The sequence below is a fragment of the Nocardioides mangrovi genome, assembly GCF_020073815.1.
Classification (GTDB): Bacteria; Actinomycetota; Actinomycetes; order Propionibacteriales; family Nocardioidaceae; genus Nocardioides; species Nocardioides mangrovi.
Window position 1 is genome coordinate 25,809 of record NZ_JAIQZJ010000006.1, and the last position, 26,711, is coordinate 52,519.

21 protein-coding genes are annotated in these 26,711 nt (G+C 74.6%); 16 read left to right on the forward strand and 5 right to left on the reverse strand.

Annotated features, from left to right (window positions below):
• The first annotated feature begins 10 nt into the window (after nucleotides 1-10).
• The 8 genes from K8U61_RS11020 to K8U61_RS11055 all read left to right on the forward strand — a co-directional run bounded on the left by K8U61_RS11020 (nucleotide 11) and on the right by K8U61_RS11055 (nucleotide 7,649).
• Nucleotides 11-979: an ABC transporter ATP-binding protein gene (locus tag K8U61_RS11020; protein ID WP_224123067.1), complete on the forward strand. Its 969-nt coding sequence runs from the start codon at nucleotides 11-13 to the stop codon at nucleotides 977-979.
• Complete coding sequence (locus tag K8U61_RS11025; protein ID WP_224123068.1) at nucleotides 976-1,980, forward strand: ABC transporter ATP-binding protein; 1,005 nt, start codon at nucleotides 976-978, stop codon at nucleotides 1,978-1,980. Before K8U61_RS11020 ends, K8U61_RS11025 begins: the two co-directional genes overlap by 4 nt.
• Nucleotides 1,977-3,083 carry an aromatic ring-hydroxylating oxygenase subunit alpha gene (locus K8U61_RS11030; protein WP_224123069.1) on the forward strand — a complete coding sequence of 369 codons (1,107 nt, stop codon included), beginning with the start codon at nucleotides 1,977-1,979 and terminating at the stop codon, nucleotides 3,081-3,083. The genes K8U61_RS11025 and K8U61_RS11030 overlap by 4 nt, the downstream gene beginning before the upstream one ends.
• Nucleotides 3,076-4,224, forward strand: coding sequence for an N-methyl-L-tryptophan oxidase (gene solA, locus K8U61_RS11035; protein ID WP_224123070.1), 1,149 nt, complete (start codon nucleotides 3,076-3,078; stop codon nucleotides 4,222-4,224). Before K8U61_RS11030 ends, solA begins: the two co-directional genes overlap by 8 nt.
• A 20-nt stretch (nucleotides 4,225-4,244) precedes the next feature.
• Nucleotides 4,245-5,411 (forward strand): aromatic ring-hydroxylating oxygenase subunit alpha, encoded by a 1,167-nt coding sequence (locus K8U61_RS11040; RefSeq protein WP_224123071.1) that lies wholly within the window; start codon nucleotides 4,245-4,247, stop codon nucleotides 5,409-5,411.
• Nucleotides 5,412-5,465: 54 nt separating this feature from the next.
• Nucleotides 5,466-5,837, forward strand: coding sequence for a hypothetical protein (locus K8U61_RS11045; protein ID WP_224123072.1), 372 nt, complete (start codon nucleotides 5,466-5,468; stop codon nucleotides 5,835-5,837).
• Nucleotides 5,838-5,965: 128 nt separating this feature from the next.
• Complete coding sequence (locus K8U61_RS11050; protein WP_224123073.1) at nucleotides 5,966-6,328, forward strand: YciI family protein; 363 nt, start codon at nucleotides 5,966-5,968, stop codon at nucleotides 6,326-6,328.
• Nucleotides 6,329-6,359: 31 nt separating this feature from the next.
• Entirely contained in the window at nucleotides 6,360-7,649 is a 1,290-nt protein-coding gene (locus K8U61_RS11055) for an RNA polymerase sigma factor (RefSeq protein WP_224123074.1), read from the forward strand.
• Here the strand turns inward: K8U61_RS11055 and K8U61_RS11060 are convergent.
• Entirely contained in the window at nucleotides 7,646-8,092 is a 447-nt protein-coding gene (locus tag K8U61_RS11060) for an SRPBCC family protein (RefSeq protein ID WP_224123075.1), read from the reverse strand. The two genes, K8U61_RS11055 and K8U61_RS11060, sit on opposite strands and share 4 nt — an antisense overlap.
• Before the next feature lie 60 nt (nucleotides 8,093-8,152).
• Between K8U61_RS11060 and K8U61_RS11065 the strand changes: the two genes are divergently transcribed.
• Together K8U61_RS11065 and K8U61_RS11070 are read left to right on the forward strand one after the other, a co-directional pair.
• Nucleotides 8,153-9,424 (forward strand): 13E12 repeat family protein, encoded by a 1,272-nt coding sequence (locus tag K8U61_RS11065; RefSeq protein WP_224123076.1) that lies wholly within the window; start codon nucleotides 8,153-8,155, stop codon nucleotides 9,422-9,424.
• A gap of 319 nt (nucleotides 9,425-9,743) precedes the next feature.
• A complete protein-coding gene (locus K8U61_RS11070; protein WP_224123077.1) occupies nucleotides 9,744-10,610 on the forward strand; it encodes an SDR family oxidoreductase in 867 nt (288 codons plus the stop codon).
• A 3-nt stretch (nucleotides 10,611-10,613) separates the two neighbouring features.
• Here the strand turns inward: K8U61_RS11070 and K8U61_RS11075 are convergent, their stop codons facing one another.
• Together K8U61_RS11075 and K8U61_RS11080 are read right to left on the reverse strand one after the other, a co-directional pair.
• A complete protein-coding gene (locus tag K8U61_RS11075; protein ID WP_224123078.1) occupies nucleotides 10,614-12,542 on the reverse strand; it encodes a CocE/NonD family hydrolase in 1,929 nt (642 codons plus the stop codon).
• On the reverse strand, nucleotides 12,539-13,594 hold the full coding sequence (locus K8U61_RS11080; RefSeq protein WP_224123079.1) for a P1 family peptidase: 1,056 nt from the start codon (nucleotides 13,592-13,594) through the stop codon (nucleotides 12,539-12,541). The genes K8U61_RS11075 and K8U61_RS11080 overlap by 4 nt, the downstream gene beginning before the upstream one ends.
• Before the next feature lie 48 nt (nucleotides 13,595-13,642).
• Here K8U61_RS11080 and K8U61_RS11085 point away from each other — a divergent pair, with 48 nt between their 5' ends.
• The 6 genes from K8U61_RS11085 to K8U61_RS11110 all read left to right on the forward strand — a co-directional run bounded on the left by K8U61_RS11085 (nucleotide 13,643) and on the right by K8U61_RS11110 (nucleotide 22,294).
• Nucleotides 13,643-14,710, forward strand: coding sequence for an arginase family protein (locus tag K8U61_RS11085; RefSeq protein ID WP_224123080.1), 1,068 nt, complete (start codon nucleotides 13,643-13,645; stop codon nucleotides 14,708-14,710).
• The gene (locus K8U61_RS11090) at nucleotides 14,707-17,790 is read left to right on the forward strand and encodes an FtsX-like permease family protein (RefSeq protein WP_224123081.1); all 3,084 of its coding nucleotides are present in this window, start codon (nucleotides 14,707-14,709) and stop codon (nucleotides 17,788-17,790) included. Before K8U61_RS11085 ends, K8U61_RS11090 begins: the two co-directional genes overlap by 4 nt.
• Before the next feature lie 5 nt (nucleotides 17,791-17,795).
• Nucleotides 17,796-18,644 carry an ABC transporter ATP-binding protein gene (locus K8U61_RS11095; protein WP_224123082.1) on the forward strand — a complete coding sequence of 283 codons (849 nt, stop codon included), beginning with the start codon at nucleotides 17,796-17,798 and terminating at the stop codon, nucleotides 18,642-18,644.
• Nucleotides 18,637-19,293 carry an ATP-binding cassette domain-containing protein gene (locus K8U61_RS11100; protein WP_224123083.1) on the forward strand — a complete coding sequence of 219 codons (657 nt, stop codon included), beginning with the start codon at nucleotides 18,637-18,639 and terminating at the stop codon, nucleotides 19,291-19,293. The genes K8U61_RS11095 and K8U61_RS11100 overlap by 8 nt, the downstream gene beginning before the upstream one ends.
• A 129-nt stretch (nucleotides 19,294-19,422) precedes the next feature.
• Complete coding sequence (locus K8U61_RS25450; protein ID WP_224123084.1) at nucleotides 19,423-21,570, forward strand: MMPL family transporter; 2,148 nt, start codon at nucleotides 19,423-19,425, stop codon at nucleotides 21,568-21,570.
• 1 nt (nucleotide 21,571) lies between these two features.
• On the forward strand, nucleotides 21,572-22,294 hold the full coding sequence (locus K8U61_RS11110; protein ID WP_224123085.1) for a hemerythrin domain-containing protein: 723 nt from the start codon (nucleotides 21,572-21,574) through the stop codon (nucleotides 22,292-22,294).
• A 14-nt stretch (nucleotides 22,295-22,308) separates the two neighbouring features.
• Here the strand turns inward: K8U61_RS11110 and K8U61_RS11115 are convergent, their stop codons facing one another.
• Complete coding sequence (locus K8U61_RS11115) at nucleotides 22,309-25,689, reverse strand: ATP-binding protein (RefSeq protein ID WP_224123086.1); 3,381 nt, start codon at nucleotides 25,687-25,689, stop codon at nucleotides 22,309-22,311.
• A gap of 19 nt (nucleotides 25,690-25,708) precedes the next feature.
• Nucleotides 25,709-26,695 (reverse strand): glycosyl hydrolase family 18 protein, encoded by a 987-nt coding sequence (locus K8U61_RS11120; RefSeq protein WP_224123087.1) that lies wholly within the window; start codon nucleotides 26,693-26,695, stop codon nucleotides 25,709-25,711.
• Between the last annotated feature and the right edge of the window lie 16 nt (nucleotides 26,696-26,711).

The window sequence follows — 26,711 nt, forward strand, 5'->3', positions numbered from 1 at the left end:
GGATGCGCTGATGTCCGACCTGCTCCGGATCGAGGACCTCTCGGTCACCTACCGCACCGAGGAGGGCCCGCTGCCCGCCGTCCGCGACGTCACCCTCGCCGTCGACCGCGGCGAGGTCGTCGGCGTCGCGGGGGAGTCGGGCTGCGGCAAGTCCACGCTGGCCAGCACGATCCTGCGGCTCCAGCCCGCCTCCGCGACCGTCACCGGCCGCGTCCTCGTCGACGGCGAGGACGTCGTCACGATGCGGTGGGGCGACCTGCGCGCGCTGCGCTGGGCGGGCGCCTCGATCGTCTTCCAGGGTGCGCTGCACTCGCTCAACGCCGTACGCCGGGTCGGTCAGCAGATCGCCGAGCCGATCCAGCTGCACGAGCCGGGGGTCGGCGACGCCGAGGTCGAGCGACGGGTCGGCGACCTGCTCGAGCAGGTCGGGCTGCCGGCGGCGCGGGCCAAGGCCTACCCGCACCAGCTGTCCGGCGGGCAGCGGCAGCGGGTGATGATCGCGATGGCGCTGGCCTGCCGCCCGGACCTGGTGGTCGCCGACGAGCCGACCACGGCGTTGGACGTGATGGTCCAGGCGCAGGTGCTCGACGTGCTCTCGGCGCTGGTCCGCGAGCTCGGCGTCGGGATGCTGCTGATCAGCCACGACCTCTCCGTCCTGGCCGAGACCAGCGACCGGATCGCCGTCATGTACGGCGGCCGCGTGGTCGAGCAGGGTCCGGCCGCGCAGCTCTTCACCGACCCGGTGCACCCCTACACGGCCGCCCTCGGCGCGTCGTTCCCGCGGGTCGGCGACCCGGCCGCGCGCTACGCGCCGGCGGGGCTGGCCGGCGACCCGCCCGATCCGCGCTACCTGCCGCCGGGCTGCTCCTTCCACCCGCGCTGCCCGATCGGCACCGACGAGTGCACCGCCGCCGAGCCGGTCCTGGAGACCAAGCGGCCCGGCCGCGACGCCGCCTGCATCCGGGTGGAGGTGTCATGAGCGCCCCCGGATCCGGGCTGACCCTGGAGGCCCGCGACCTCGCCGTGGAGTTCGCCTCGCGCGGCGGCCCCGTCGCGATCGCGCTCGACGGCGCCGACCTGGTGCTGCGCTCGGGCGAGATCCTCGCGCTGGTGGGGGAGTCGGGGTCGGGCAAGACCACGCTCGCCCGCACCCTGACCGGGCTGCAGCGACCGACCCGCGGGACCGTGACGGTCGACGGCACCCCGCTGGGCTACCGCACCCGCGACCTCAAGCCCTTCCGCCGCCGGGTGCAGATGATCCTCCAGGACCCGGCCGGCGCGCTGAACCCGCGGCACACCGTCTACGACTCCGTCGCTGAAGGCCTGCGCCTGCACGGCCTGGCCCACCGCAGCGACCGCACCGAGGAGCAGCAGGTCGCGGACGCGCTGTCCGCGGCCGGGCTGCGGCCGCCGGAGCGGCTCTTCCTGCGCTACCCCCACGAGCTCTCGGGCGGGCAGCGCCAGCGCGTCCTCATCGCCGGCGCGCTCGCGCTGCAGCCGGAGCTGCTGGTCGCCGACGAGCCGGTCTCCAGCCTGGACGCCTCGATCCGCGGCGAGATCCTCGCGCTGCTGCTCAAGCTCCGCGCCGAGCTCGGCCTCGGCGTCCTCGTGGTCACCCACGACCTCGGGCTGGCCTGGAACATCGCCGACCGTACGGCGGTCATGTACCTCGGTCGGATCGTCGAGTCCGGACCCACCGAGGAGGTGCTCGGCAACCCGCAGCACCCCTACACGCGCGCGCTGCTCTCCGTGGTCCCCGAGATCGAGCGGCTCGAGCCGGTCGTGCTCGAGGGCGAGGTGCCGGACCCGACCCGGATCCCCGGCGGCTGCCGCTTCCACCCGCGCTGCCCGGCGCTCGCGTCGGGTGCGGCCGCGGCCGTCGAGGACGCCTGCCGGACGCTCCCGCTGACGGTCCTGCCGGCCGCCGAGGGCCACCAGTGCGCCTGCCACCTGGTCCAGTCGCAGGAGGCCACCGTATGAGCGGGCTGCAGGCGGCGCTGCCCCGCGAGATGTACGTCGACCCGGACGCCTTCGCCCGCGAGCGCGACGTGGTCCTGTACGGCGAGTGGTTCTGCGTCGGCCGCGTCGCGGACCTCGGAGTGGGGGAGCCGGGCCGGGTCGCCGTGGTCGACGTCGTCGGGGAGTCGGTGATCATCACGAGCGACGGCGCCGGCGTGCTGCACGCGGCGTACAACGTCTGCCGCCACCGCGGCTCCCAGCTCTTCGCGGCGGCCCCGGGCGCGGCGCCGACCTGCACGGCCGCGGGCTCGCTGCGCTGCCCCTACCACTCGTGGACCTACGCGCTCGACGGCTCGCTGCTGCGGTCCCCGCACGCGACGCTGACCGACGACGAGCGGCCGGCCTTCTCCCTGAAGCCGGTCGCCGTGGACGCCTGGGCCGGCTTCGTCTTCGTCCACCTCGGCACGCCGTCGACCACGTTGCTCGAGGCGATGGCGCGACCGGACCGGACGCTCGCCAACTACGCGATGGGCGACCTGGTCACCGGGCTGCGCTTCACCTACGAGGTCGCGGCCAACTACAAGGTCGTCGCGGAGAACTACAACGAGTGCTACCACTGCGGCCCCGTGCACCCCGAGCTCACCCGGCTGGTGCCCGCCTTCGGTGGCGGCGGCACCGACATCGACTGGGACAACGGCGTGCCGCACCGCGAGGGCGCGTGGACGTTCACGATGACCGGGACGACGGACCGTGCCCCGCTCCCGGGTCTCGACGCCGCCGAGCGCGAGCGGCACAAGGGCGAGCTGGTCCACCCCAACCTGATGCTGTCGGCCTCGGCCGACCACGTCGCGGCGTTCGTGCTGCTGCCGCAGTCCGTCGACCACACGCGCATCGAGTGCCTGCTGCTCTTCCACCCCGCTGCCGCCGGCGACCCGGCGTTCGACCCGTCCGACGCGGGGGACCTGTGGGACCTGGTCAACCAGCAGGACTGGGCGATCTGCGAGTCCGTCCAGCGCGGCATGTCGTCGCGGTCCTACACGCACGGCTGGTTCGCGCCGATGGAGGACGACTCCGCCGACATCCGGCGCTGGCTGCTGCCGCGGCTCGAGGCCCGCGATGAGTGAGTCGTACGACGTCGTCGTGGTGGGCCTCGGCGCGCTCGGGTCGGCGACCGCGTGGCAGCTGGCGCGGCGCGGCGTCCGGGTGCTCGGGCTGGAGCGCTTCGAGCTCGGCCACCGACGCGGCGCGAGCCACGACACCAGCCGGATCCTGCGGCACAGCTACCACACGCCGGAGTACGTCCGGCTGACCCAGGACGCCTACGCCGACTGGGCGGAGCTCTCCGCCGAGCACGGTCAGGACCTGGTCACCGTGGTCGGTGGGCTCGACCTCTTCCCGCCCGACCCGGCCATCCCGCTGATCGACTACACCGACTCCCTGACCGAGGTCGGGATCGACTTCGAGCTGCTCGACGTGGCGGCGATCGGGTCGCGCTGGCCGCAGTTCGTGCTGCCCGAGGGCACGGTCGGGCTCTACCAGGAGCGTGCCGCGATCGTGCCGGCCGGCCCCGGCACCGCGGCGATGCAGCAGCTGGCCCGCGGGCACGGCGCGGACCTGCGCGACCACGCCGAGGTCGTCGCCGTCACCGGACGCGGCGTGACCCTCGCCGACGGCACGACGTACTCCTGCGGCAGTGTCGTGCTCTGCGCGGACGCCTGGACCAACCACCTGCTCGCGCCGCTGGGCCACGAGCTGCCGCTCACGGTGACGCTGGAGCAGGCGACCTACTTCGCGCCGCCCACGCCCGATGACTTCACCGCCGACCGGATGCCGCTCTGGATCTGGATGGACGAGCCGTCGTTCTACGGCTTCCCCTGCTACGGCGAGCCGACGGTGAAGGCCGCCCAGGACTGCGGCGGGCCGGCCGTCGACCCCGACGCGCGCGGCACGGACGCCGACGACGCGATGCTCGCGCTGCTGGCCGACCACGTCGCCCGCATGCTGCCCGGCGCGGGCCGCCCGGTGCGGTCGCTGCGCTGCCAGTACACGCTCACCCCCGACCGCGACTTCGTGATGGACCGGGTGTCCGACCACCCGTCGCTGGTCGTCGGGCTGGGCGCGGGGCACGGCTTCAAGTTCGCGCCGACCTTCGGCCGGCTGCTCGCGGACCTGGCGACGGGGGAGCGGCTCTCGGTCTCGCCGACGTTCGCGCTGGACCGACCGGCCCTCACGGACCCGGCGTACACGGCACACTGGCTGGTGTAGCCACGGTGGAGGAGGTTGTGATGAGCGATCTGGCCCGGCTCCAGGAGGAGGTACGGCGCCGCGACGGCAAGGTCCCGGCGATGCTGCCGGCCGCGGCGTACACCTCCGAGGAGGTGCTCGCCTGGGAGCGCCGCCACGTCTTCGCCGGCGGCTGGACCTGCCTCGGGCGGGTCGACGAGCTGCTCACGGACACCCAGCGCGCGGTCATGGTCGGGGACGTCGCGGCGCTGCTGACCCGCGACGGGTCGACCGTGAGGATGTTCGCCAACACCTGTCGGCACCGGGCCCACGAGCTCCTGCCCGAGGGCGAGTCGTCCGCGCGGAGGTCGGTCATCTGCCCCTACCACGCGTGGTCCTACGACCTCGCCGGCGACCTGGTGGCCGCCCCCGGCTACCGGGGCGAGCCGGGCTTCGAGCCCGCGGCGTACTCGCTCGTCGAGCTGCCGGTCGCGGTCTGGCAGGGCTGGGTCTTCGGGCACGCGCTGCGCCCGCTGGGCGACCCCGACGTGGTGCCCTTCGAGACCTGGCTGGGCGACCTCGCGGGCATCGTCGCGCCGTACGACCCGGGCTCGCTGGTGCTCGCCGACCGGCACTCCTACGAGATCGCGGCCAACTGGAAGATCGTCGCCGAGAACTACCACGAGTGCTACCACTGCCCGCTCATCCACCCCGAGCTGTGCCAGGTCACGCCGCCGACGTCCGGCGACAACTACGACCTGCCCGGCGCGTGGGTCGGCGGGTCGATGGTGCTGCGCGACGGGATGGCGACGATGTCGCTGACCGGGGAGTCCGGTGGGCTGCCGATCCCGGGCGTCCCACCGACCGCGGTGGAGTACGTCCACCTGCTGCCCAACCTGCTCGTCTCCGCACATCCCGACTACGTGATGACGCACCGCCTGGTGCCGCTCGCGCCGGGCCGTACCTGGATCGAGTGCTCCTGGTACCTCGTGCCGCGCCCCGACGGGACGGTGCCGGACGCGACGTACGCCGTGGAGTTCTGGGACCTCACCAACCGGCAGGACTGGGCGGCCTGCGAGTCCGTCCAGCGCGGCCTCGGGTCGCCGCACTTCGCCCCCGGCCCGTTCTCGCCGAACGAGGACGCCGTGGAGAGGTTCGTCGCGCTCGTGTCGCGGGCGTACGTCGGTGCCTCCGTCCACGACTACCGGCACCGGGACCCGGTCGGCTGAGGCTCGGGACCAACGCCTCTGGGGACCGACCCACGATCGCGCGAGCGTGGTCGGGTGGGCGCTCGCGTGTGGATCACCCTGGTCGCGGGGCTGACCGCGATCGCGGCCGTGGCCGGAGCCGTCGCGATGGCGCTCGGCACGCTGGGGATGCCGGAGGAGGTCGAGGACCGGCTCCCGTTCGGCAGCCCGGTCGCCGGCGCCGCGGCGCTCCTGCTCGTCGTGGGTGTGCCGAACGCGGTGCTCGCCCTGCTCGCTCGTCGGGGTGACCCGCGGACCGGTCGGGCCGCGGTCGCGGTCGGGCTGGTCCTCGTCGGCTGGATCGTCGTGCAGGTCCTGGTCATCCGCGAGCTCAGCCCGTTGCAGCCGACCTTCGTGCTCGTCGGCGTCCTGCTGGTCTGGCTCGGCACCCGCCCTGCGCGGGCGTGATCAGTCAGCGTCGATCTGGGACGCTGAAAAAGATTCGCGGGCGATGTCGAAACACCCTGAAGCCGTTCGACGTACGTGCGAGAACCCGACCAGCAACCAGACAGGGAGTGATCGAGATGCCGCGATTCATGGGATTCGTGCGGATGGCCGAGGGCGTCGGGACGCCGCCGCAGGCGCTGTTCGACGCGATGGACGAGTACATCGGGAAGCAGGCCGCGGCCGGGGTCTTCCTCGACGGCGGTGGCCTCTACGGCACCGAGGACGCCGTCAACTTCGTGGTCCGCAACGGGGAGGTCAGCCGGGTCGACGGCCCGTACGCCGAGTCGAAGGAGGTCGTCGGCGGCTGGGCGATCATGGAGTACCCGGACCTCGAGTCGGCCGTGGCCGACCAGGAGGAGTTCGCCGAGCTGCACGCGAAGCACTGGCCCGAGGTCACCGTGATCTCGACGATCCGCCAGATCTCCACCGGCCCGGAGGCGCCGGGCGAGTGAGCCCCGCCTGACGGGTCACTACGCTGGCTGCGTGCCGGCCGAGACCAGCGCCGCGGATCCCACCGCGGCCGTCCACGCCGCGTGGCGGGCCGAGTCGGCCCGCCTCGTCGGCGCCCTCACCCGGATGACCCGGGACGTCGACCTCGCCGAGGACCTCGCGCAGGACGCGCTCGTCGCCGCGCTCGAGCAGTGGCCGACCGCCGGCGTACCGGACAACCCCGGCGCCTGGCTGATGACGACCGCCAAGCGGCGCGGTGTCGACCACTTCCGGCGCGCCGACACGCTGCGCCGCAAGGTCGCCGCGCTCGCGCACGAGCGCGGTGGACCCGGGGAGGAGGTGGCGATGCCCGACCTCGACGCCCAGGTCGACCACATCGAGGACGACGTCCTCCGGCTGATCTTCCTGTCCTGCCACCCGTCGCTGAGCGCCGAGTCGCGCGCGGCGCTGACGCTGCGCCTGGTCGGCGGGCTCACCACTGCCGAGATCGCCCGCGGGTTCCTCACCACCGAGTCCGCGATGGGCCAGCGGATCTCACGCGCGAAGCGGACGCTCGCCGAGGCGAGCGCGGAGTTCGAGCTGCCGGTGGGTGCGGAGCGCGTCGCGCGCCTCGACGACGTGATGGCGGTGATCTACCTGATCTTCAACGAGGGGTACGCCGCGACCTCGGGCCCGGACTGGATGCGTCCCGAGCTCGCCGTCGAGGGGATGCGGCTGGCACGGATGCTCGCCGACCTCGCTCCCGACGAGCCCGAGGTGCTCGGGCTGCAGGCGCTGCTGGAGATCCAGGGCTCGCGGATGGCCGCGCGGCTGTCCGAGTCCGGTGAGCCCATCCTGCTGGAGGCGCAGGACCGCCGCCGCTGGGACCCCCTGCTGATCCGGCGCGGCCTCGCCGCGCTCGGGCGGGCGGAGGAGATCGCCGCGACCGGGGTCGCGGTCGGCCGCTACTTCCTCCAGGCGTCGATCGCCGCCCAGCACGCCCTCGCCGCCCGCGCCGACGACACGAACTGGCGCCGGATCGCCGCCCTGTACGACGTCCTCGCCTCCGCCGCCCCCGGTCCGGTCGTCGAGGTCAACCGGGCCGTGGCCCACGGCCGGGCGTTCGGGTCCTTCGCGGGCCTGCAGGTCCTGTCGGCGCTCGCGCCGGACGCCCTGGGCGACTCGCCGTTGGTCCCGAGCGTGCGCGGGGACCTGCTGGAGCGGGCCGGCGACCACGCCGAGGCGGCCGAGGCGTTCACCGAGGCGGCGCGCCGTACGCGCAACGAGAGCGAGCGGGCGCTGCTGCTGCGGCGGGCGGAGGAGAACTCGGGTCGCCTCAGCTAGGCGAGCGCGTCGGCCAGCCAGCTGTTGCGCTGCGTCAGGAGTCGGGTCAGGTAGCGGGTCAGCACCGCCGCGTCGACCGCGCGGCCGAGCGGTCCGAGCGGGGAGGCGAAGTCGACGGTGTCCGTCATCAGCGTCCCGGCCGCCGTCTCCTCGAACACGTGCTCGTGCCACCACCGTCCGAACGGTCCGGAGACCTGCTCGTCGACGAACCGGGTCGGCGCCGTGAGCTCGGTGATCCGGGAGGTCATCGTGAACGGGATGCCGAAGTGCCGCGCCCGCCACGTCACCGTGTCGTCGAGCCCCATCACGCCCGAGGTCACGCCGCCGACGATCCGCTCGTTCGATCGCTCCATCGACGCGGTGTGGGCGTCGACCGACAGGCTCAGCTCGAAGCACCGATGCGGTGAGGCCGGCAGCTCGGTGCGCAGGACGATCGTCGGCATCTGCCCACGATAGGGAAGTTGGCCCTTGACGAATCGAACAAATGTTCGATAACATGAGACATGGCCATTCTGGATCAGCTGGACGACTTGTCGGAGGACGAGGTCCTCGACATGGCCGGCCGCTGCGCGGAGACCGCCTGGCGGGCCGAGGTCGACCTGCTGCGCGTGGCCTACCAGTGGTCCGTGCTGCACTCCGCGGATCGGCTGGATCCGGCGAACGCCGACCTGCCAGGTCGTGAGCGGGCGCGCCGGCTGGGCGGTGACGGCGTCCCCGAGGTCGCCGAGTTCGCGGCGGCCGAGCTGGGCGCCCGGATCGGCCGGTCGCCCTACGCCGCGGCGCGGCTGATGGCGGACGCCCAGGACCTCCACCACCGCCACCCGCACCTGTGGGCGCGGGTCGAGGCGGGCGAGGTGCGTGCGTCGTACGCCCGCCACGTCACGGCGCGCACCCGCGACCTGACGCGCGAGGAGGCGGCGTACGTCGACGCGGCGGTCGCCGAGTCCGCCGACGGGCGGCTCCCGTGGTCCCGGTTCGAGGCGCTCGTGGACGCGAAGGTCGCCCAGGCCGCTCCGGCAATGGCGCGCGAGCGCGAGTTGCGGGCGGCCACGGCGCGCTTCGCGAAGACACTGCGCACCGAGGCGCACGGCATGGCCTCCTTCCTGATCCGCGCCGACATCGCGACCATCGACGCGATCGACGCGGCCGTCACCGCGAAGGCCACGGACCTCGATCCCGCGATTCCGGACGACGATCGGCGCGTGCAGGCAGCCCTCGCGCTCCTCGCCGGCGACGACGCGTCCGTGGACGTCCAGCTCTTCGTGCATGCCTACGTCGGCCCCGACCGCGAGGGCATCGTCCGGGTCGAGGGCCACCAGCCGGTCACCGAGGAGTGGGTGCGCACCGTGCTCGGTCCGCAGGCGCACTTCACGATCCGACCGGTCCTCGACCTCGCCGGCCAGGCCCCGGTCGACGCCTACGAGATCCCCGACCGACATCGCCGGGCCGTGCACCTGATGACGCCGGCCGACACCTTCCCCTTCGCCTCCTGCACCACGCGAACCATGCAGATCGACCACACCGTCCCTCACGACGAGGGTGGGGAGTCGGGCATCGGCAACTACGGCCCGATGACCACCACCCACCATCGCATCAAGACGCACGGCCGATGGCAGGTCCGACAACCGTTCCCGGGTATCTACGTCTGGCGAGATCCCCTCGGCGCCTTCTACCTCGTCGACCACACCGGCACTCGCCGGCTCCCCGGCGCGCCCCCACGCTCGGTCGAGCTCTACCGGACGCCGTACCGGATCGAGCTCGCACTCGCCGCCTGACGGGTAGGGCACCATCGAGGGATGCGGCGCGCCCACGGCAGCCCCGACGACCTGGCCCCCGAGACGGCGGCCCGGATCGCCCGCACGTTCCTCGCCGTCCGGATCGTGCGCGGCAGCCTCCTGCTCGTCTTCCTGCTGGTCGCGGTCGGCGCGATCCTGGCCCGGCACTGGCCCACCGGGATAGCCGCCGCCGTCGCCCTCGCGGCCGTGCTGCAGGCCGCACGCCTGGCGTCGAATCCGGCGCTACCGACGGACCCGGGCACTGTTCGACAGGAGCGCCGGGCGCTAGCGTCGAGCGGGAGTCGACCGAGGAGGAGCCATGGCATCGACGCTGCACGGCAAGGTCGTCCTGATCACCGGAGCGGCCCGGGGCATCGGTGCCGAGACCGCCCGACAGCTCCACGCCGAGGGTGCGCGGCTGGTGCTCGTCGACGTCGACACCGAGCCGCTGGAGAAGCTGGCGGTCGAGCTGGGCGACGGGGTGGTCACGGCGCGGGCCGACGTACGCGTGCTGTCCGAGGTGCGGCAGGCGGTCGACGCCGGCATCGAGCAGTACGGCGGCATCGACGTGGTCGTCGCCAACGCGGGGATCGCCAGCTACGGGTCGGTGCTCGGCGTCGACCCGGAGACGTTCGCGCGGGTGATCGACGTCAACATCACGGGCGTCTTCCACACGGTGCGGGCGAGCCTGCCGTCGGTGATCGAGCGACGGGGCTACGTGCTGGTGGTGTCGTCGATGGCGGCGTTCGGCGCGATGCCCGGCCTGGCGGCGTACAACGCCAGCAAGGCGGGGGTCGAGCACTTCGCCAACGCGCTGCGGCTGGAGGTCCGTCATCTGGGCGTCGACGTCGGCTGCGCGCACATGTCGTGGGTCGACACCCCGCTCGTGCGTGACGCCCGTGAGGACCTGAGCACGTTCGCGGACGCCGTCGCCCACCTGCCGCCGCCGCTCAACCGCACCGCCACGGTGGAGAGCTGCGGCGCCGCCTTCGTCAAGGGCATCGCGGGCCGCAAGCGGCACGTCTACGTGCCGGGCTGGGTCGCCGCGGTCGCGCAGGCCCCTAACCTCATCAACTCCCCGCTCGGGGAGCGGGACGCGCTCAAGCAGGTGCCCGACCGGCTGCCCCTGATGGACGAGGAGGTCCGCCGCCTCGGCCGGTCCACCAGCGCCCGCAACGTGGACTGACCCCTACCGCCGCGGGATCGACTCCTGCCAGGTCCGCCGCGAGACCTCGGTGTCGTCGAGGGTGGCGACGGTCTCGATGCGGACGTCGTACGTCGCCCCGGAGATACCGATGTCCATCACCGACCGCACCCGCACGTCGACGTCCGGCCAGGTGAGGTCGAAGGTGGTGACGGCGTGGGCGGTCTGGTGATGGGTGCGCCGGTCGACGGTGACCTCGCCGTGGTAGTCCTCGCGGGCGGTGCCGTCGTACGGCGTGTCGTACTCCGCGACGACGTGGGTGCGGGCGGAGGTCGTCCGGCGGAGGACGTCGTCGCGGATCTCCCACGTCGTGCCGTCGGGTGACTCCGAGGAGTGCGGCTCGCCCGGGGTGAAGGTGGGCGCGGGCCACGAGCCCGGCAGCACCGGCAGGGTCAGCGAGCCGTCGTGGACGGTGAGCACGACCGGCGCCGGGGGAGCGATCGTGTTGGGCCAGTCGGAGCCGGCGACGGAGACGCGCAGGGTGTTGCCGGGCGTCCACTCGTACGCGCAGGCGTCGAGGTCGAGGGTGATCTCGTACGACGTCCCCGGCTCCAGCGGCGACGGCGTGCCGTGGACGCCGGACCGGAAGGCGAGGTCGAGCGTGCCGCGGGAGACCAGGGCCGAGGTGCCGTCGGGGAAGACGTCGCAGAGCTTCACCGACAGCGAGGCCGCGGGCGCCGACGCGCTGACCACGAGCGTCACCCGCGGCTGCCCCACGACCGGCGCGTCAGGAGGCTCGGCGTCCCAGGTCAGGGACCGGGCATCGTCCAGACGCTGGTCGCCGGACTGCCCCCACGGCAGGTGGCCGGCGCAGTCGATCCACGCGGCGGTGCCGGTGTCGGCCTCCACCGCGAGCGCGCGCGGCCCGGCAAGCGGCACCTCCACCGGGGAGGTCGGCGGCACCGGCGGGAGCGTCACCCAGTAGCCCTCGTGCAGGTCGAGGTCCGGCTCCGGCACGGTCGAGGTGCGGACGAAGACGTCGCACCGCGACTCGTACGTCGGCGAGTCTCCGGGTCGAAGCCAGTGGTCGAACCACGCCGCCATCTCCACGTCGAGGTCGATCCGCGGCCCGGGCATCGCGGTGCGCGGGTCCGCGTGCGCCCAGGGGCCGGCGAGCAGCCGGTGCGGGACGCCGTACGACGCCAGCTCGGCGACGGTCCGGAAGGAGTTGTTGCGGTAGCCGTCGGCCCAGCCCGCCACGAGCATCGTCGGGACGTCGAGGCGCTCGTAGCCGCGGCCCGAGGGGTCGAGCCGCACCGATCCCACCCGCCAGTAGTCGGAGTGCACCCGCTCGCGCAGCCAGGTCAGCACCCACGGCTCGTTCACCGCGAGCCGCCGCGCCCACTCCTCGCGCCACCCCGGCCCCCACACGTCGGGCACGGGCGGCAGCACGCACATCGGCGTCATGTAGTGGTTGTAGTCGACGAGGTCGACGAGCTTCAGCGCGCCGCCCCGCCAGTGCACGTCGTCGGTCCACCGGTCGTCGCTGGAGTAGATCGCGAAGACGGCCCCCAGCTCGGGAGCGTCCTCGCAGGCGATCTGGAGCGAGTTGAAGCCGGAGTACGACGTGCCGAACATGCCGACCCGTCCGGTGCACCAGTCCTGCGCCGCCAGCCAGGCGATCACCTCGACCAGGTCGGACTGCTCCTCGGGCGGGTACTCGTCGGTCGCGTCGCCCGAGGACGAGCCGGTGCCGCGCACGTCGACTCGGGCCACGGCGTACCCGAAGCGGTCCCGCAGGTCCTCGTAGCCCACGGCGTACGACGAGGTGAGGTCGTCCTTGCGGTAGGGCAGCGCCTCGAGCAGGCACGGCTGCGGGTCGGCCCCGCCGGGGAGGTAGAGCGTCGCGGCGAGCTCGACCCCGTCGCGCACCGGGATCCGGACCTCGGCGGTCGACCCGGTCGTGCCGGTCACGACAGGAGCTCCAGGACGGCGGGGGAGTGCAGCGACTCGCTGGTGTGGCCGTCCCGGCCGACCGTCGTCGGGGCGCCGAACATCGAGTTGAGCACCGCCTCCTCGGCCGCCTCGACGACGCCGGCGAAGAGGGGGTCGATCCCGCGCCCGGACAGCGGCACCCGGTCCGGGGCCTGGTCGCGGTCGAGCCGCAGCCCCGTGCCGAACGCCAGGAAGATCTCGCCGCTCCCGTGGTGGGCGACCGAGCCGGCGCGCGCCAGCCCGAGGCCGACCCGGCGGGCCAGCCGCGCGCACGACGCGGCGTCGACGGGTGCGTCGGTGACGACGATGCCGATGCAGGAGCCCGCCGGCCTGTCCGGCTCGGACGGGGCGGCGGGCAGCAGGCGCCCGACCGGCACCCCGCCCACCACGAGCTCATCGCGCGCGCCGAAGTTGGTCAGCAGCAGCACCGCCACCGTGTGGTCGCCCACGACCCGCGAGGCCGTGCCGATGCCGCCCTTGAAGCCCAGGCACGACATGCCGGTGCCGGCGCCGACCGCACCCTCGGCCGGCGGGGTCGGGGCGCCGCGCGAGGCGAGCGCGGCGTCGTACGCCGCCCGCACGTCGTCGGCGGTCACGTGCATCCGACGGCAGTCGCTGAGGAAGGAGTCGTCGCACTCGCCGACGACGGGGATCACCACGTCGTCGGCGACGCCGAGGTCGCGGGACAGCTCGATCTCGCAGGCCGCGTCGTACACGCGACCGAGCTGCATAGTCGACGTCAGGTAGACCGGCGTCTCGGCCGCGCCCCACTCGCCGGCGGTGATGAAGCCGGTGCACTCGCCGGCGCCGTTGAGGATCGCGCCGCCGGCCGGGACCGGACGGCGGTAGGCGTCCTCGGCGAGCACCAGGCAGGAGACGCCGGTGCGGGCGATGCTCCGTCCATCGGGAGGGGCGTCGTCGCGGTGGATGGTGGTGTGCCCGAGCCCGACGCCGGCGACGTCGAGCACGGAGTTGGTCGGTCCGGTCGGCAGCGTCCCGATCCGGACGCCGAGGTCACGCGCGCGCGGCATGCCGCCATCCTGCCCGAGTCGGCGTCCACCGGGTGGGATGCTGACGAGGTGCGCATCCCCGTGGTCTGGTCACCGGTCACCCGCGAGCACCAGCCCCGGCACGAGGTGTGGGTCGGGGTGCCGACGGTCGGCACGGAGGTGCCGGAGCGGGTCGACGCGATCCTGGCCGCGCTCGCCGAGCACCCGCTGCACGAGGCGGTCCCGCACGACGACGAGCTGCTCGAGGTCGTCCACGACGGCGACCTGCTCGCCTTCCTCGAGGGCGCGTCCGCCGCGTGGGCGGCCGGCCCCTACGAGGAGCTCGTCGGCCAGGACCGGGTGGTGCCCTACTTCTTCCCGACGCCCGCGCTGCTGGCCGGGATGGAGCCGCACCCGGCGACCGCCCTCCACGCCCAGACCGGCGAGCACTGCTACGACACGATGACCCTGGTCGGCCCCGGCACCTGGGCCGCCGCCCGCGCCGCGGTCGACGTGGCGCTCACCGCCGTCGACCTCGTGGTCGAGGGCGCCCGCACCGCCTATGCCCTGTGCCGGCCGCCGGGGCACCATGTCACGCCGCGCGGGTACGGCGGCTCCTGCTACCTCAACAACGCCGCCGTCGCGGCCGAGGCGCTGCGGGACGCCGGGCACGAGCGGGTCGCGGTGGTCGACGTCGACGCCCACCACGGCAACGGCACGCAGGCGGTCTTCTGGGAGCGCGCCGACGTGCTCTACGGGTCGCTGCACGTCGACCCGGGCGCCGGGTGGTTCCCGCACGTCTTCGGGCACGCCGACGAGGTCGGCGGGGGCGCCGGGGAGGGGGCGACGCGCAACCTGCCGCTCGCCGAGGGCGCCGGCGACGAGCCGTGGGTGGCCGCCGTCGAGGACCTCGCCGGCTGGGTGTCCGACGCCGGTTGCACGGCCCTCGTGGTCTCGCTCGGGGTCGACGCCGCGGGCGTCGACCCGGAGAGCCCGCTCCAGGTCACCGACGCCGGCTTCGCCGCCGCCGGGCGGGTGCTGGGCGGGCGAGGCCTGCCGAGCGTGCTCGTCCAGGAGGGGGGTTACGATCTCGGCTCCATGGGCGCCGCGGTCGCGGCGTACCTCGGGGGACACGGGGAGCACGGGGGAGCTGCGTGACGCGGTGGCGCTATCGGCCGGGACAGGCCCTTGCCCTGGTCGCGCTCGCCGCGCTGGTCGCCGCCTGCGCGGTCTTCGCGCCGCTCTACGACCGCGCCATGCAGCAGGCGCTGACCCGCACCACGATCGACGGCGCGCCCGTGGTCGCCTCGACCGTCCAGCTCGAGGCGAGCAACAGCGAGGACCCGACGATCCCGATCCCCACCCCGGAGCAGGTCGCCGACCGGCTGCCGGCGGACGTGCGCGGCGACTTCCTGCCGCCGATCCTCGGGTACGGCGGGGACGCCGACGTGATCCCGGGCCAGGCCTCGGACCCGATCGGGTCCCTGCTGTGGCGCGACGGCCAGTGCGACCACGTGACGATCACCGACGGGCGGTGCCCCGACGCCGCCGGCGAGGTCCTGGTGAGCGCCGCGGACGCCAAGAACTTCGACCTCGAGGTCGGCGCGACCACCCGCGTCAACGGCCGGCTCTACCAGCGCGGCAACTCCGTCCTCGCCAAGACCGTGCACCTGACCGTCGTCGGGACCTACACCCAGGAGCCGGACGACTTCTGGATCGGTCGGCTGCTCACCGGCGCCTCCGGCACCCTGAGCCAGGGAGCCGGCGGCCCCGGACACATCCAGCACGACGTCTGGCTGACCCCGCGGGAGACCTTCAACAGCTCGGGCGCGACGGCCGCCGTCACGTCGTCGTGGGCCGGCTACCGCATCGACGCCGACCAGGTCGGGGTCGACGAGGTCCTCGACCTCGGGTCGGTCGCGGATGAGCTGGTCAGCCTCCCGACACCCCCCGGCGCGGCACCCGTGTCGGTCGCGACCGGCATCGGGGACCTCGCCGACAACGTCTCCGACCAGATCGACCAGTCGCGGGTGACCGTGCCACTGCTGATGGCGCAGCTCGGTCTGCTCGCCGTGGTCGTGCTCTGGCTGGTGCTGCTGGCCGTCACCGAGCAGCGCCGCCCCGAGGTGGCGCTCGCGCACCTGCGCGGTCGCGGTCGCCGCGGCGCACGCCGCCTGCTGCTCGCCGAGCTGCTGCCGGTGACGCTCGCCGGCCTGGTGCCGGGGCTCGTGCTGGCCGTGGTCGCCGCCTGGGTCGCGCGCACGGTCGCGCTGCCGGGCGACGTACCGCTCGAGCTGCGGCTGCCCGTCGTCCTCGCCCTGGTGCTCGCCGCCGGCGTGCTCCTCGGCATCACCGTGGTCGCCTCCGTGCGGGTGGCGCGCGAACCCGTCTCCGACCTGCTCCGCCGGGTCCCGCCCCGCCAGTCGACCTGGGCGCTCGGCGCCGTCGACGCGGTCGTGGTCGCGGGCTGCGGTGCCGTGGTCGTGCTCTTCGCGACCGGCGGGCTCGAGGGCCCCGTCGCGATGGTCGCGCCGGCGCTCCTGGCGGTCGTGGTCGGCCTGCTGCTCGCCCACCTCACCACGCCGACCGCCGGCCTGCTCGGCCGCAGGCAGCTGCGCCGCGGCCGGCTCCGCCTCGGCGTCAGCATCCTCGACGCCGCCCGCAGCCCGGCGACCCGGCGTACCGTCGCCATCGTCACCCTCGCCTCCGCGCTCGCGGTCTTCTCCGCCGACGCCCTGCTGATCGGCGAGCGCAACCGCGCCGACGCCGCCGAGCAGGCAGCGGGTGCCCCGCTGGTGGCCGACGTGCAGGGCAACGACCTCGCCGCCGTCCGGTCGGCGCTCGACGAGGTCGACCCCGACGGCACCCAGGTCACGCCCGTGGTGCGGGTGCCGCAGCCCGACGAGAACGCCGGCGAGACGCTGGGCGTGCTGCGCGAGGGCTTCACCGCGGTCGCGCTCTTCCCGGGCGGGGCGCCCGACCAGGACGACTGGGCCCAGCTCGCCGGCCCGGACGTCGACCCGACGGTGCTCACCGGTCGCACCTTCACCGCCGAGGCGACCGGCGCCACGCTGACCTCGGTCCGGGTCGACGGCACGCCCTACCCGGTTACCCTCGGCCTCGACCTGGCCACGCCGTCGGGCGAGATCCTGCACACCAGCCTCGGCCGCTTCGACGGGACCAGCGACCGCGTTGACCTGAGCGGCACGGCGCCCTGCGCCGACGGCTGCACCATCACCGGACTCTGGGTGAGCAGCCTCCCGGGCGCGACCATCAGCGGGACGGTGACGATCGGTGCGCTGCAGGTCGAGCCGTCCGGGGACGCGGTCCCGCTCGGCCCGGCCGAGGGGTGGACGGCGCTGAACGACCCGAGCAGCGGGTCGATGAAGCCCTCGTCGACCTCGGAGGACCAGCTCACCGTGAAGGTCGACGGGCAGGGCGCGTCGCTGCTGACCATGCCGAACGCATGGCTGCCGACCGAGGTGCCGACGCTGACGACGGGTTCCCTCCCGCCGGGGACGAGCGGCACGGACTACGAGATCACCGGCCTCGACGGCGAGAAGCAGCTGGCGGTCCAGGTCGGCACGCTCGACCGGGTGCCGGCGTCCGGCAGGCCGACGTACGTCGCGGACCTCGACACGCTCCAGCGTGGCCGGGTGGTGGCGTCCACGGACCAGATCGAGGTGTGGTTCGCCGCGGACGACGACGGGCTCCTGGACGCCGTCACGTCGGCGCTGCACGACCGGGGCGTGTCGATCGAGCGGACGACGACGCTGGCCGACGTGCGCGACGGGTACGACGCGTCCGCGGCCGCGTGGAGCCTCCAGCTCGCCGCGCTGGTCGGCGCCCTGGCGATCCTGATCGCCCTGCTGGTGCTGGTCGTGAGCGCGGCGAGCAGCTGGCGCCTCCGGGCGCGCGACCTGGCGGCGCTGCGGATGACCGGCGTGCCGACGCGGTCGATCCGCGCGATGGCGGTCGCCGCGCAGCTGCCGGCGGTGCTCCTCGGCATCGTCGCTGGCACGGTCTGCGGCCTGGTGGGCGCCCACCTGGTGATGCCGACGGTGCCGCTCTTCGCCGTCGACCCCGAGGTGTCGACGCTCGACCTGAGCACCGCCTGGGTCGCCGTCGTGGTCGCCGTCGCCGCGGCGCTGGTGGTGCTCGGGGTCGGCAGCGTCCTCATCGGTCGAGCGCTGGCCGCGCGGTCCGACGTACGCCGGCTGAGGGAGGCGGGTCTGTGACGGGCATGCGCGTGAGCACCCGCGGGCTGGTGCTCATCTACCGGTCCGAGGGCCACGAGGTCGCGGCGCTGTCCGGCGTCGACCTCGACATCGAGGCGGGGGAGATGGTCGGGCTGCTCGGTCCGTCCGGGTCCGGCAAGTCGACGCTCCTCTCGCTGCTCGCCGGGCTCTTCCGCCCGAGCGCGGGCAAGGTCTTCGTCGGCCCGCACGAGCTGTCGTCCGCGACGCCGCGCGAGCTCGACGCGCTGCGCGCCCGCGAGGTGTCGCTGATGCTGCAGGGCGCGGTCCGCAACCTGCTGCCCTACTTCACGCCGATCGAGAACGTCCGCTTCGCCCAGGGCGCCGCGCGGGTGGTCCGGGGCGACGTGCCGTCGCCGGAGGAGGTCGTCGCCGGCGTCGGCCTCGGCGACGACGCCCACCGGCCGCTGGCGGAGCTGAGCCCGGGCCACCTGCAGCTCGCCGCGCTCGCGGTGTCGATGGCCACCACGCCGGGGCTGCTGCTCGCCGACGAGCCGACCAGCCAGCTCGACCACGAGGCACGCGACCTGGTGCTGGAGCGGATGGCGCTGGTCAACCGGGAGTTCGGGACCACGATCGTGCTGGTCACCCACGACCCGGACGTGGCCGCCACGCTGCCGCGCACCATCACGATCCGCGACGGCCGGGTCGGCGGTGAGGGCCGCAGCGGCGAGGAGTACGCCGTGGTCACGCCCGACGGCTTCCTGCCGCTGCCCGGGCACGTCCGGGAGAACCTCCTGCCCGGGACGCTGGTGCGCTTCCACCTCGAGGACGGCAACTACCTGCTGCTGCCGGAGTCCTCCGAGCAGCCCTCGGAGGGGAGGCACCGTGCCTGAGCTCGTCGCACACGGGCTGTCCGTGGCGTACGGCGACCTCGTCGCCCTGCAGCCGCTCGACCTGGCCGTGCGGCCCGGTCAGCTGCTGGCCGTGTCCGGCCCGTCCGGCGCCGGCAAGTCCTCGCTGCTGTGGGCGCTCGGAGCGGCGCTGCGCCCGGCCGGGGGATCGGTGTCGGTCGGCGGTGCCGCCGTCACCGACCGCGAGCACGCCGCCTCGCTCGGCGTGGTGGTCGTGCCCCAGGGCAACGGCCTTGCCTCGTCGCTGACCGCGGCCGAGAACATCATCGTCCCGCAGCTCGCCGCCGGCGTCCCGGCCGACGACGCGGCCCGACGTACGGCCGACGCGCTCACGCTGGTCGGTCTCGAGGAGAGCGGCAACCACCTGATCGAGGAGCTCTCCGGCGGCCAGCAGCAGCGGGTCGCCCTGGCCCGCGCCTTCGCGGCCCGCGCCGAGGTGCTCCTCGCCGACGAGCCGACCAGCGACCTCGACGCCGCCAACCGCGAGCGGATGGTCGCCGCCCTGCGCGCCGAGGCCGAGCGCGGCGCCGTCGTCGTGATGGCCACCCACGACCCCGAGGCCGCCGCCCAGACCGACGGCGAGCTGCACCTCGACGCCGGCGTCGCCACCTGGGTGCGTCCGCTCGTCTGAGCCGGCCTCCGTCACCTCCGACCACCGCTCCAAGTCGACTCCCAGTCGACCTCAAGTACCCCCCGTCAGAGTCAGGCTGACAGCCAGCTCCGCAGCGCACCCGCTGCGCACCCCGACGGGAGAACCACCGTGTCTCGCTTCCTCCACCGCCTCGGCTCCGCCGCGGCGGCCCACCCGTGGCGGACGATCTCCGCCTGGGTGCTCGTCGTCATCGCCGCGTTCGGCCTCGCCGGCGCGTCGGGCGGCACCACCCACGACAACTACGACGTCCCGGGTGCGCGGTCGCAGACCGGCATCGAGCAGCTGCGGGACCACCTGCCGGCCGCCGGCGGCACCTCCGCCCAGGTGGTCGTCCACGACCCGCACGGCGACCCGCTGCCGCAGGCGGCGCTGACCGCGACGGCCGAGCGGCTCGCCGCCCTCGACCACGTCGGCACCGTCTCCGAGCCGCGGCTCTCCTCCGACGCCGACACCGCCCTCTACTACCTGACCTACGACGTCCCGGTCACCGACCCGGACATGGTCAAGGAGAAGTCGGTCGACCCGCTCGAGGACGCGGTCCAGCCGCTCCGCGACGAGGGCCTCCAGGTCGAGCTCGGCGGTGAGCTGCCCAACAGCGTGATCACCAGCCTCAAGGGCACCGGCGAGCTCGCCGGCGTCATCGCGGCCCTCGCGCTGCTGGTGCTGACCTTCGGCTCGGTCGTCGCGGCCGGCCTCCCGCTCGCGGTCGCCCTCATCGGCCTCGCCGTCGGCTCGGCCGGCGTCACCCTGCTCGCGGCGACCATGGACGTGTCCACCGCGGCGCCCACCATCGCGACCATGGTCGGCCTCGGCGTCGGCATCGACTACGCGCTGCTCCTGGTCACCCGCCACGTCGAGTTCCTGCGCGGCGGTCTGGACAAGCGCGAGGCCGCCGGCCGCGCGATGGCGACGGCCGGCCGGTCGGTGGTGTTCGCCGCCGCCACGGTGCTCATCTCGCTGCTCGGCCTGCGCCTCGCGGGGCTCCCGGTCTACTCGTCCTTCGGCTACGCCACCGCCATCGCGGTGATCGCCGTCCTCGCGTCGGCACTCACCCTGGTGCCCGCGCTGTGCGGCCTGGCCGGACGCCGGATGCTCTCGCGGAAGGTCCGCCTCGGCCGTACGCCGGAGCGCACCCGCCCGCCGTTCGCGGCCCGCTGGGCCGCCGGCGTCGCCCGCCGGCCGGTCGCCGCCGCCCTGGCCGCGGTGATCTTCCTGCTCGCCCTGGCCGCGCCGACCCTGGCGATGCGCACCTGGCCGCAGGACGGCCGCAGCAACCCGTCCGACTCGACCCTGCGTCGCAGCTACGACCTCGTCGAGAGCGAGTACGGCGCTGGTGCCAACGGCACGTTCACGATCGTCGTCGACAACGCCCGGGCCGACGCCCGCAGCGTCGCCGCGCAGGTCGCGGGCGAGCCCGGCATCGTCGGGGTCACCGACCCGGTCGCCACCCCCGACGGCGCGCTCAGCGTCTTCGACGCGCAGCCCGCGGTCGGCCCGACCGACGAGGGGATCGACGACCTGGTCGCACAGCTCCGCTCGGACCTGCCGGCCGGGGTCGAGGTCACGGGTACGACGGCGTTCTTCTCCGACATCACCGGCATGCTCTCCGCGCGGCTGTGGATCGTGGTGGGCTTCGTCGTCGGCGTCTCGGTGCTGCTGCTCGCGATGATGTTCCGCTCCGTCGTGGTGCCGATCAAGGCGGCGGTGATGAACCTGCTGTCGATCGCCGCGTCGTACGGCATCCTCGTCGCGGTCTTCCAGTGGGGCTGGGGCACCAGCCTGCTGGGCATCGACCACTCCGTGCCGGTCTCGAGCTGGGTCCCGATCCTCAACTTCGCGATCCTCTTCGGGTTGTCGATGGACTACGAGGTCTTCCTGCTCTCCCGGATCCGCGAGGACTGGCTGCGCACCGGGGACGCGAGGGGCAGCGTCGAGCGCGGCCTGGCCGCGACCGGCCGGGTGATCTCGGCCGCCGCCGCGATCATGGTCGTCGTCTTCCTCGGCTTCGCCACCGAGGCGGACCTCACCGTGAAGATGCTCGGCTTCGGCATGGCCACCGCGATCCTGCTCGACGCGACCGTCGTCCGGATGGTCCTGGTCCCCGCGACCATGACCCTCCTCGGCAGGTGGAACTGGTGGCTGCCGGCCTGGCTCGACCGCCTGCTCCCGAGCATCGCTGCCGAGGAGCACGCCACCGACGAGGAGATCTGGGACGAGCTGGACAGCGCCGGGTCCGGCGAGAAGGTCGGGGCCTGAGATGACCAGCACCCGTCAGCCCACCTGGCCGCGGCAGCTCCGGCTGCCCGGCCAGGTGGCCGCCCCGGACGGCCCGATCGACATGCACCTGATGTACGTGATGCACCACGCCTTCCGGCGCGACCTCGACCTCTTCGCGGCCGCGGTCAAGCAGACCCCGGCGGGCGAGCGGCGCACCTGGCAGCTCCTCGCCGACCGCTGGGAGCTCTTCGCGGAGGTCCTCCACGAGCACCACACCGTCGAGGACGAGGGCGTGTGGCCCGCCGTGCTCGCGACCTGCTCGCCGGCCGACGTCGCCACCCTCGAGGCGATGGAGGCCGAGCACGAGGAGATCGACCCGCTGCTCGAGTCGTGCGCGGCCGGCTTCCGCCGGCTCGCCGAGCGCGCCGACGAGGACGCCCGGGCGGCACTCGCCGTCCGGGTCTGCGCCGCGCGGGAGTCGCTGCGCCGGCACCTCGCGCACGAGGAGACCGACGCGATCGCGATCATCCAGCGGGTGCTGACCGCGGAGGACTGGCACCGGATCGAGGAGGAGCACGCCAACCCGAAGGACCGGACCCTCGGCAAGGTGGTCCGGATCGTCCCGTGGGCGGCGCACCGGATGCCGCGCGAGGCCCTCGACCGGGTCTTCGCCCAGCCCGGCGGCGCCGGCTTCCAGCTGATCTGGCGGCTCACCCGGCGCCGCTACGCCCGCCGCGAGGCCGCCGCGTTCCGCTTCGCCTGAGTGCTCGGCCCGGCCTAGAAGCCGAAGTGCTCGCGGGTGCGCCGCACCCAGTCACCGGCCAGGGGGATCTCCCACGCGGCGCACAGCTCGACCGCCCGGTCGGCGTGCCGGGTGGCGAGGTCGTCCTGGCCGGTGGCGTGCGCGGCCATCGCCAGGAACGCGTCCACCGGGCCGATCGTGCTGCCCGAGCCGGCGCTCGCGGCGTGCCCGGCGAGGCCCGAGAGACGGTCGTACGCCGCGGCCGCGAGCTCGCGCTCGCCCAGGTGGCAGGCGGTCTCGGCCGCCATGCTCCAGGCCATGGGGGAGTACCACGTGTCGTCGTCGAGCCCGGCGTCGATCACCTCGCGGTGGGCGTCGAGGTAGACCTGGGCCTCCTCGAGGGCGCCGGTCCGGCACAGCATGGTCAGCAACGGGGGTGCGACCGCGATCCAGCCGCCCTCCGGCAGGTCCTTGAGGACCGAGAGCACGACCGCCTCCTCGCCGCGCCAGAGGTACTGCATCATCAGCGCCCCCGAGATCGACTCGGAGGTGCCCGGGATGGTGAGCAGCTGGCCGAGGTCGACCATCTCGCCCACGCGCCGGTCGACCAGGTCGGTGCGGCCGCGCATCGCGGACCAGGAGACCTCGAGCGAGCTCAGCACCAGCTGGGCGTAGACGTGCCGGATCCGGTCCGCCTCGGTGCGACCCGCGGCCAGGCACGCGTCGAGCACGGCGATGTCGCCGACCTCGCCGGCCGCCACCCCGCGCAGGGTGAGCGCCGAGACCAGGCCGACCCGGTCGCCGAGCTCGCGGGCCAGGTCCACCGCCTCGGCGGTCAGCTCCAGGCGCCGGCGCGCGGTGGCGCCGCGGGTGATGGCGATGACGCCCTTGACCAGGGCGGTGACGAGCAGCACCGGGTCGTCGAGGCGCCGGGCCATCGCGATCGCCTCGTCGGCGAGCGCGTCGCGCTCCTGCGGCTGGACGCCGTAGTAGATCTCGCCGGCGAGGGCGAGCATCAGCCGGCAGCGGCGCGGGTCGTCGCCTTCGGGCAGCCGGTCGAGCGCGCCGCGGAGCGCGGCCACCACGACCTCGTCCACGTCGCCACCGCCCGGCGCCCAGAGCGCCCCGGTGCTGGTCATCGTCCCGGCGGTGATCAGCAGGTCGACGTCGTCGAGCTCCTGGGCCAGGTCGATCGCCTCGTGGGCGACCTCGCGCAGCTCGAGCCAGCGGCCGGCCCGACGCAGGACGTCGGCGAGGTCCGCCAGCAGCTCGAAGCGGGCGGCCGGCGCCGAGCCCCGGTCCTCGTCCTCCGCGCGGAGGGCGTACTCGAGCATCTCGAGCGCCTCGACGTAGGCGAAGACGTCCGTGGCCTTGCGGGCCGCCGCCTGCGCGGCCGGCCACGCGGCCGCGACGTAGCGAGGGCCGGCGGAGAGCCAGTGCCGCGCCACCTCGGTCTCGCGGCCGGGCTGCCCGGTGAGCGACTCGGCGGCGCGACCGTGCACCCGCGCACGGCGCGACTGGGCGAGCCCGCTGAGCACCGCGTCGCGGACCAGGGCGTGGTTGAAGCGGAAGCGGTCGACGCCGTCCTCGGCGACCAGGCCGGCCTCGATGGCCGGGTCGAGCCGGTCGAGCGCGCTGTCCTCGTCGACGCCCGCGACAGCCGCGACCGTGGCCAGGTCGAAGATCCGGCCGACCACGCTGGCGACCTGGAGCAGGTCCTGGGTCGGGCCGTCGAGGTGCGCGAAGCGCCGCGTCAGCACCTCGTGCACCGCCGCCGGCGGTCGGGTCTCGGTCGCGAGGGCGGCGACGCCGTTGTCCTTGGCGAGGCGGGCGTACTCCACGAGGAAGAAGGGGTTGCCCTCGGTGCGCTCGCGCAGCTCGCGGGCGTCCGCGTCGCCGGGGTCGACCTCCGCGACCTGCGCGAAGACCTGGGCAGCGGCCTCGGCCGAGATGCCGCGCAGCTGGAGCCGCAGCGCGTGCTTGCGGGCCAGCGCCTCGGCCACCTCGGCGAGCGCACCGGTCGGGACGGGGTGCTCGCGCCAGGTCGCGACCACGAGCAGCCGGGCCGGGCTCTCCGCGGCGACCGCCTCGGTCAGCAGGCGGAGCACCCGCAGGCTGGAGGTGTCGGCCCAGTGCAGGTCGTCGAGCACGAGCATGAGCGGGCCCTGCTCGGCCGCGGCCAGCACCGTCTCGACCATCGTCTCCCAGGCCCGGAACGCCGACGACTCGTCCGTCGCGGACCGGCTGGACGGCAGGCTGGCGCCGAGCCGCTCGAGGATCGTCGCCCACGGCCAGAGCGCCGGGGCGCCGTCGTCCTGGGAGCAGCGGCCCCAGGCGATCGTGACGCCGTGCTCCGCGGCGTACTGCGCCACCTCGATCGTCAGCCGGCTCTTGCCGATCCCGGGCTCGCCGGTCAGCGCCACGAACGCCGGGGAGGCGGCGCCTCCGGCGACGACGCCGTCGACGAGCGCGCGCAGGGCGGCGAGCTCGTCGTCGCGGCCGGCCAGCGACCAGGGCCAGAGGGTCGGGATCGGGAGCGGTGCGTGGGTGGCCGGTGCGGTCGGCGTGGGTGCGGGCGCGGCGACCGGCCCGGGCTCCGGGGTCGCGGGGGTCTCCTGGCGCAGCACCGCTGTCTGCACGGCGCGCAGCTCGGGTCCGGGCTCCAGGCCGAGCTCCTCGTCGAGCACGTCGCGGACCTCGCGGAGCACGGCCAGCGCGTCGGCCTGCCGGCCGGAGCCGGCCAGCGCGAGCGCCCGCAGCGCCCAGGCCCGCTCGCGCAGCGGGTGCGCCCGGGTGAGGACCTCGAGCTCGGCGGCGGCGGTGGCGTGCAGGCCGAGCAGGATCCCGAGCGCCGCGCGGTCCTCGCCGGCGAGCACGCGGAGCTCGTCGAGCCGGGCCCGCTCGGCCGCGGCCGCGGCGACCTCGCCGAGCTCGGCGAAGGGCACGCCGCGCCACAGCTCGAGCGCCTCCTCGAGGGCGTCGTGCAACGTCGACAGCTCCGGTACGCCGGGGGAGCGCGGCGGCAGCGGCCGGCTGCGGCACAGCGCCTCGGCGAGCGGGGCGACCTGGCCGTGGACCCGGGCGACCGTGCTCTCGAACGCGACCGTGTCGAGCGCGTCGTCGGGCAGCCGCAGCGCATAGCCCGGCTGCTCGGTCACCAGCAGCGTGCCGCCGCCGCGACTCGTCCGGTCCGGCTCGAGCGCCCGGCGCAGGCCGGCGACGTACCCCTGCAGGGTGCCGGCCACCCCGGGCGGCGGACTGCCGTCCCAGACCAGGTCCGCCAGGGTGTCGGCGGAGACGGCGCGGCCGCGGTGCAGGGCGAGCGCGGCGAGCAGGGCGCGCTGCTTGGGACCGCCCAGGTTGACCGGTCCGGAGGGCGCCGTGGCGACGGTGGTGCCCAGCACGCCGATCCGCATGCGCGCAATGTAGTGCGCGTCAGCGCAGGGTGTCCGCCGATCCGAGGCGCCATACCGCAAGTCCGTGAAGGCCCCGCGCACGCGCGAGATCGGCCCGCTGGGCGTAGGAGCGGCGGTCCGACCACCACATCCGGGTGCCGTCGGCCAGGACCGCCGTCCACTCGCCCTGGCGGGCCCGCCAGCGGGCCTCGACGCCGTCGTGCTCGACCAGCCGGCGGGCCTGCGCCACGGTCACGGTCCGCCCGGTGCCCTCCTGGGGCCAGGTGTAGCCGTAGCCGGCGACCCCGAGGTCGACCTGGTCGGCCGGGACGAGGTCGAGGATCGCGTCGAGGCAGCGGCGCTGCCACGGCAGCCCGCCGACCGGCCCCGCGCCGGACCAGCCGGGCCCGTGCTCGTCGTAGGTCATCAGCTCGATGCGGTCGACGGCGTCGCGCAGCCCGGCGAGGTCGTAGCCGCCGTCCCGGTAGCTCGCGACCGACTGCCGGGCGCTGACGTCGATGGTCACCGTGCGGGCCGCGGGCATCGCCCGCTGCAGCGCCGACGCGAGCCGGACCAGCCCGCCCGCGTCGCCGCGGCGGACCCGCTCGAGGTCGATGTTGACGCCGTCCCAGCCGCCGTGGGCGACGTACGACGCCATCCGGCGCGCCACCGCACGGATCCGCTGCGGGTGGGAGAGCAGGCGGTGGTTGGCGCGCGGGTCGAAGTCCTCGAGCCGGTCGCTCCAGTTGCTCAGCAGCAGCTCGGCGGCCAGCCCCTGGCGGCGGGCGGCCCGGGCCAGGCGCAGGGCGTCGTCCGTGGGCCGGGCGACGCGGTCGCCGCGGGCGTCCAGCGACACCCCGGCGACGCTCAGCGTGCTCAGGCCGCCGGCGTTGCGCTCGACCAGCCGGTTGCTGCCGCTCTGGAGGATCCAGCCGGTGACGTCGAGCCCGCGCGGCTCGCGCGCCTGCGCGGAGGTCGGCACCAGCAGGGCGGCCGTGACGGCCAGGACGAGGGCGAGGGTGCGCACCCCGTCCACACTACGG

What these genes read in the sequence shown, in the direction of transcription:
- K8U61_RS11020 (WP_224123067.1), top strand. Translation starts at nt 11, where the DNA reads ATGTCCGACCTGCTCCGGATCGAGGACCTCTCGGTCACCTACCGCACC.
- K8U61_RS11025 (WP_224123068.1), top strand. Translation starts at nt 976, where the DNA reads ATGAGCGCCCCCGGATCCGGGCTGACCCTGGAGGCCCGCGACCTCGCC.
- K8U61_RS11030 (WP_224123069.1), top strand. Translation starts at nt 1,977, where the DNA reads ATGAGCGGGCTGCAGGCGGCGCTGCCCCGCGAGATGTACGTCGACCCG.
- solA (WP_224123070.1), top strand. Translation starts at nt 3,076, where the DNA reads ATGAGTGAGTCGTACGACGTCGTCGTGGTGGGCCTCGGCGCGCTCGGG.
- K8U61_RS11040 (WP_224123071.1), top strand. Translation starts at nt 4,245, where the DNA reads ATGAGCGATCTGGCCCGGCTCCAGGAGGAGGTACGGCGCCGCGACGGC.
- K8U61_RS11050 (WP_224123073.1), top strand. Translation starts at nt 5,966, where the DNA reads ATGGGATTCGTGCGGATGGCCGAGGGCGTCGGGACGCCGCCGCAGGCG.
- K8U61_RS11060 (WP_224123075.1), bottom strand. Translation starts at nt 8,092, where the DNA reads ATGCCGACGATCGTCCTGCGCACCGAGCTGCCGGCCTCACCGCATCGG.
- K8U61_RS11065 (WP_224123076.1), top strand. Translation starts at nt 8,153, where the DNA reads ATGGCCATTCTGGATCAGCTGGACGACTTGTCGGAGGACGAGGTCCTC.
- K8U61_RS11070 (WP_224123077.1), top strand. Translation starts at nt 9,744, where the DNA reads ATGGCATCGACGCTGCACGGCAAGGTCGTCCTGATCACCGGAGCGGCC.
- K8U61_RS11080 (WP_224123079.1), bottom strand. Translation starts at nt 13,594, where the DNA reads ATGCCGCGCGCGCGTGACCTCGGCGTCCGGATCGGGACGCTGCCGACC.
- K8U61_RS11095 (WP_224123082.1), top strand. Translation starts at nt 17,796, where the DNA reads ATGCGCGTGAGCACCCGCGGGCTGGTGCTCATCTACCGGTCCGAGGGC.
- K8U61_RS11110 (WP_224123085.1), top strand. Translation starts at nt 21,572, where the DNA reads ATGACCAGCACCCGTCAGCCCACCTGGCCGCGGCAGCTCCGGCTGCCC.
- K8U61_RS11115 (WP_224123086.1), bottom strand. Translation starts at nt 25,689, where the DNA reads ATGCGGATCGGCGTGCTGGGCACCACCGTCGCCACGGCGCCCTCCGGA.